The following is a 5153-nucleotide window of genomic DNA, read 5'->3' as shown; positions in this document are numbered from 1 at the left end:
GGGACGGTGCAACCGCGGTACGGCACGCCGAGGCGGCCGTCGCGTTGGCAGGCGCTGGTGGTGACGGCTGCGTGTGGGCGCGGCACCGCGCCAAAAGCGACACGGTGTTAGCTGCGGCCCTGTGCAGCGCCGGCGACATCGACCGGGCCCGCACAATCGGTGACGACACGCTGGACGCGACCGCCCGATTGGGTTTGGTGCCGCTGCGCTGGGCGCTGGCCTGCCTGCTGATCGACATCGAAAGCGCAACGTACACAACGCAACAGCTGCAAGAGCTGCGAGACAGCTGCGCCGAAAGGGTGCGCCACGCCGGCGGAAGCTGGTGCGCGCCTTAACGGTTGAAGTGCCGATCGGCCGTTATCGTCAATCTGTACAACAAGGCCGGGATGTGTCCGGTTCGTAACGTTGGAGAGACCGCGGCCGATGACAATTGACGGAGAGCGTCTCGACGCCGTCGTTGCTGAGGCTGTGGCAGGCGATCGGAACGCGCTTCGCGAGGTGTTGGAGACCATCCGGCCGATCGTGGTTCGATACTGCCGCGCACGGATCGGTACCGCGGAGCGGGGCGGTCTTTCAGCAGATGACGTGGCTCAGGAGGTGTGTTTGGCCGCCATCACGGCGCTGCCCCGTTACCGGGACCAGGGACGTCCGTTTCTGGCCTTCGTGTACGGCATCGCCGCCCACAAGGTTGCAGACGCGCATCGCGCCGCCGGCCGCGACCTGTCCTACCCCGCCGAAGAGTTTCCCGAAGCCCACTCAGCCGAGGCGGGCCCAGAGCAGATAGCTCTCGAGGCGGAATCGGTCGCGCGGATGAACGCCTTGCTCGACGTTCTGCCCGAAAAACAGCGGGAGATCATCATCATGCGCGTCGTGGTGGGTTTGAGCGCCGAGGAAACCGCCAGCGCCGTCGGCAGTACCCCGGGAGCGGTTCGGGTGGCTCAACATCGGGCGCTGACCCGGCTGAAGTCGGAAATCGTCGCAGCGGGGCGTGACTATGTCTGATTTCACGTCGGATTTCGGCCGGTCTCCGGCGGATCAGCCGTCGCTGCAGGCGATTGCACGCACCGACCGGTTCCTCGACGCGCTGGCCACCCGAGAATCGGTCGACGTCGCCGATCCCGATGATGAGGTGCTGGCCGCTCTGCTCGAAGAGTGGCGCGACGATCTGCGATGGCCACCGGCAAGCGCGCTGGTCTCCGAGCAGGAGGCCGCCGCAGCGCTGCAGATCGGCTTGGCTGCTCGTCAGCGCACTCGCCGGGCATTGGCGATGGTGGGGTCCGTGGCCGCGGCGGTGTTGGCGCTCGGCGGGTTTGGCGCCATGGTCGGGACCGCTCATCCTGGCGACGCGCTGTACGGGGTTCACACCATGCTGTTCGGTGAGCCGTCGTCGGCCCACGACGATGCGGTCGAATTGGCCGCGAAGACCGAACTCGCCAAGGTGCAGCAGATGATCGCGCAAGGCCAATGGGACCAAGCGCAAGACAAGCTGGCCGCCGTCAGCAGTACCGTGCAGTCCGTCAACGACTCCAACCGCAAGCAGGGCCTGATCGATCAGGTCAACCAGCTGAACGCCAAAGTGGCAACCCGCGATCCCAACGCGACCCTGACACCCGGCTCGTCACCGACCACGGGGGCCGTTTCACCGTCCGCCTCGGCCTCTGTGTCGGGCGCGTCGTCCGCCATCGAATCGTCGCCGCCGCAAGCCACCTCGGGCACCAGCACCAGCCCGACCGACGCGACCACAACCGCGAGCACGACCGGCCCCGCCGCGCCGTCCACGCCGAGCACCTCGGCCGTCGTAACGTCGCCGCCATCCACACCGTCGTCACCACTGCAGCAGACCGCGGCGGGAACCACCTCGACCAATTCCGCGCCGGCGCAACCACCTTCGCAAGTGGTCAGCGTCACACCCACGACACCGTCGGCCGCCCCATCCGCCAGCACCAGCGTGCCCAAAGCCGGCGAGACGGCGCTGCAGACCACGTCGGCTGTCGCTAGCAGCCCGGTGCTCTCAACTACTCCGCAGCCGGTTCCAGCCGCCGGCGGATAGCAGCCACCCGGATACGCTTAGAGCGCAGTAGATGTCGTCGAGCGCTCAGCGGCGCCCGTGATAACCCTCGGTGTCGGAGGTCGCCTCGTTGAGCGAGGCGTCGGCGTAGCCGCGGCAGTAGTCCCAGGTGACGTAGGCGTCCGGTTCCGGGTCGTAGGCCGGCTCGTGCGGGCGGACAGTGCCGTCGACCAGCAACTGCAGCAGGTTGGCACGCAACATGTCCCAGTCGTGGTAGTGGTCCTGCTGGCATTCGTCGCAGCAGACCACGAGCCCGCGGATTCCCTTGTGCGCCAACAACGCCTCGTATACCGCGAGGTCGGCCAGGTCGGCTTCCACCGCCATCCGCTCCTGCGGATCGAGCGGCTCACCCGGCTCGACGGCATCCAGCGCTGCCGAGGGGTCGCAGGGGTCGTCGGCAAACGGGTCGGGCGGCAAACCCGGTGGTAGGTAGTCGCGCACGCCTCCACATTACGCAGCGTGGCTACCATCGCGCCAGCGGAACCGCCGCGCCGCAGCAAGCTGCCGCACTGCGGTGCGGCGCGCGTCGTCACCGCGGCGGGTCGAGCCGATAGGATGGGCTTCTCGCTCCGCAAAGGAGGGCCCCACCGATGTCTCATGGCGTGTACGAAGGCAGCGCCGACCTGATCGCCAGTCCCTACGCCCGCGTCGGTGGCCTGGCGGAAGATTCGGTGCCCACCGGCGGTGACAACCCCCACAAAGTCGCGATGCTGGGGCTGACCTTCGACGACGTGCTGCTGTTGCCGGCTGCCTCCGATGTGGTGCCCGCAAATGCGGATACCTCTAGCCAGCTCACCAAGAAGATCCGGCTCAAGGTGCCGTTGGTCAGCTCGGCGATGGATACGGTCACTGAAGCACGGATGGCCATCGCGATGGCCCGCGCCGGCGGCATGGGCGTGCTGCACCGCAACCTGCCCGTCGCCGAACAGGCCGGCCAGGTCGAGACCGTCAAGCGTTCCGAGGCCGGCATGGTCACCGATCCGGTCACCTGCCGCCCGGACAACACGTTGGCCGAAGTCGACGCGCTGTGCGCCCGCTTCCGGATCTCCGGGCTGCCGGTGGTCGACGACACCGGCGCGCTGGTCGGGATCATCACCAACCGCGACATGCGCTTCGAGGTCGACCAGTCCAAGCCGGTCTCCGAGGTGATGACCAAAGCTCCGCTGATCACCGCCCAGGAGGGTGTGACCGCCGACGCGGCACTAGGCCTGCTGCGCCGGCACAAGATCGAGAAGCTGCCGATCGTCGACGGCCGCGGCCGGCTGACCGGGCTGATCACTGTCAAGGACTTCGTCAAGACCGAACAACACCCCGACGCCACCAAAGACAGCGACGGCCGGCTGCTGGTCGGAGCCGCCGTCGGGGTCGGCGACGACGCTTGGGCACGCGCGATGACGCTGGTCGACGCGGGCGTCGACGTACTGGTCGTCGACACCGCGCACGCGCACAACCGGCTGGTGCTTGAGATGGTGGGCAAGCTCAAGGCCGAAATCGGCGACCGGGTCGAGGTAGTCGGCGGCAACGTCGCCACCCGGTCCGCGGCCGCCGCGCTGGTCGAAGCCGGCGCCGACGCGGTCAAAGTCGGTGTGGGGCCGGGATCGATTTGCACCACTCGGGTCGTCGCGGGTGTCGGGGCGCCGCAAATCACGGCGATTCTGGAGGCCGTCGCGGTGTGCGGCCCGGTCGGTGTGCCGGTCATCGCCGATGGGGGGTTGCAGTACTCCGGCGACATCGCCAAGGCGCTGGCCGCGGGCGCGTCGACGGCCATGCTGGGTTCGCTGCTGGCGGGCACCGCGGAAGCTCCCGGCGAGCTGATCTTCGTCAACGGCAAGCAGTACAAGAGTTACCGCGGCATGGGGTCGCTGGGCGCGATGCGGGGCAGAGGCCTTTCCGGAGGGGAGGGCAAGTCGTACTCCAAAGACCGTTACTTCGCCGACGACGCGCTCTCGGAGGACAAGCTGGTGCCCGAAGGCATCGAAGGCCGAGTGCCGTTCCGCGGGCCGCTGTCGACGGTAATCCATCAGCTCACCGGCGGGCTGCGCGCTGCCATGGGCTACACCGGCGCCACCACGATCGAGCAGCTGCAGCAGGCGCAGTTCGTCCGCATCACCGCGGCGGGTCTCAAAGAGAGCCACCCGCACGACATCACCATGACCGTCGAAGCGCCGAACTACTACGTGCGGTGAATTGGTCGCACATGCGTGACATGGTCGAGATCGGCATGGGCCGCACGGCCCGTCGCACCTATGAACTCGACGACGTCAACATCGTGCCGTCCCGGCGCACCCGCTCGTCGAAAGACGTCTCGACGGCCTGGCAGCTCGACGCCTACCGGTTCGATATTCCCGTCGTCTCCCACCCCACCGACGCGCTGGTGTCCCCGGAGTTCGCCATCGAGCTGGGCCGGCTGGGCGCGCTGGGGGTGCTCAACGGCGAAGGGCTGATCGGTCGGCACGCCGACTATCACGCCAAGATCGCCCAGGTAGTAGAGGCAGCTGCCAAAGAGCCCGAGCCGTCGGCGGCTATCCGACTGCTGCAGCAGCTGCACGCCGCGCCGCTGGACCCCGATTTGCTGGGCGCGGCGGTGGCCCGCATCCGCGAGGCCGGAGTGATCACCGCGGTGCGGGTCAGCCCGCAGAACGCACAGGCACTGACCCCGTCGTTGGTGGCGGCCGGGGTCGACCTGCTCGTCATCCAGGGCACGATCGTCTCCGCCGAACGAGTGGCCAGCGATGGTGAGCCGCTCAACCTGAAGACCTTCATCGCCGAGCTCGACGTGCCGGTGGTGGCCGGCGGTGTGCTCGACCACCGCACCGCCCTGCATCTGATGCGCACCGGAGCTGCCGGGGTCATCGTCGGCTACGGCTCCACCGAGGGAGTGACCACCAGCGACGAGGTCTTGGGCATCAGCGTGCCGATGGCCACCGCGATCGCAGATGCCGCCGCCGCCCGCCGCGAATACCTCGACGAAACCGGCGGCCGCTACGTGCACGTGCTGGCTGACGGCGACATCCATACCTCCGGCGATCTGGCTAAGGCCATCGCCTGCGGCGCCGACGCGGTGGTGCTGGGCACACCGCTGGCC

The 5153-nt window shown here is 68.2% G+C and carries 5 protein-coding genes and 1 pseudogene; 5 read left to right on the top strand and 1 reads right to left on the bottom strand.

All coding sequences use genetic code 11. From position 1 onward, the window contains the following. From ACFE99_RS22575 to ACFE99_RS22565, 3 genes and pseudogenes are all read left to right on the top strand, one after another. Positions 1–335, top strand: a pseudogene (locus ACFE99_RS22575) (hypothetical protein); the annotation flags it as partial. An 88-nt stretch (positions 336–423) separates the two neighbouring features. Further along, complete coding sequence (locus ACFE99_RS22570; RefSeq protein ID WP_375488746.1) at positions 424–1002, top strand: sigma-70 family RNA polymerase sigma factor; 579 nt, start codon at positions 424–426, stop codon at positions 1000–1002. After that, complete coding sequence (locus tag ACFE99_RS22565) at positions 995–2050, top strand: anti-sigma-D factor RsdA (protein ID WP_375488744.1); 1056 nt, start codon at positions 995–997, stop codon at positions 2048–2050. The genes ACFE99_RS22570 and ACFE99_RS22565 overlap by 8 nt, the downstream gene beginning before the upstream one ends. Positions 2051–2095: 45 nt before the next feature. Here the strand turns inward: ACFE99_RS22565 and ACFE99_RS22560 are convergent, their stop codons facing one another. Next, positions 2096–2509 (bottom strand): DUF5319 domain-containing protein, encoded by a 414-nt coding sequence (locus ACFE99_RS22560; protein WP_324968077.1) that lies wholly within the window; start codon positions 2507–2509, stop codon positions 2096–2098. Between the two features lie 149 nt (positions 2510–2658). On the opposite strand from ACFE99_RS22560, the gene guaB reads away from it, so the two are divergent. Continuing rightward, positions 2659–4254 (top strand): IMP dehydrogenase, encoded by a 1596-nt coding sequence (guaB, locus tag ACFE99_RS22555; protein WP_375488741.1) that lies wholly within the window; start codon positions 2659–2661, stop codon positions 4252–4254. A 20-nt stretch (positions 4255–4274) separates the two neighbouring features. Continuing rightward, positions 4275–5153, top strand: an 879-nt coding sequence (locus ACFE99_RS22550; protein WP_375488748.1) for a GuaB3 family IMP dehydrogenase-related protein, incomplete at its 3' end; no start/stop codon positions are given.

The organism is uncultured Mycobacterium sp. (genome assembly GCF_964249325.1).
In the GTDB taxonomy this organism is placed as follows: Bacteria; Actinomycetota; Actinomycetes; order Mycobacteriales; family Mycobacteriaceae; genus Mycobacterium.
The sequence above is the reverse complement of the archived record's forward strand: the minus strand, read 5'-3'. Positions and strand labels throughout refer to the sequence as shown.

Coding starts and splice junctions, on each gene's coding strand:
- ACFE99_RS22570 (WP_375488746.1), top strand. CDS start 424: ATGACAATTGACGGAGAGCGTCTCGACGCCGTCGTTGCTGAGGCTGTG.
- ACFE99_RS22565 (WP_375488744.1), top strand. CDS start 995: ATGTCTGATTTCACGTCGGATTTCGGCCGGTCTCCGGCGGATCAGCCG.
- guaB (WP_375488741.1), top strand. CDS start 2,659: ATGTCTCATGGCGTGTACGAAGGCAGCGCCGACCTGATCGCCAGTCCC.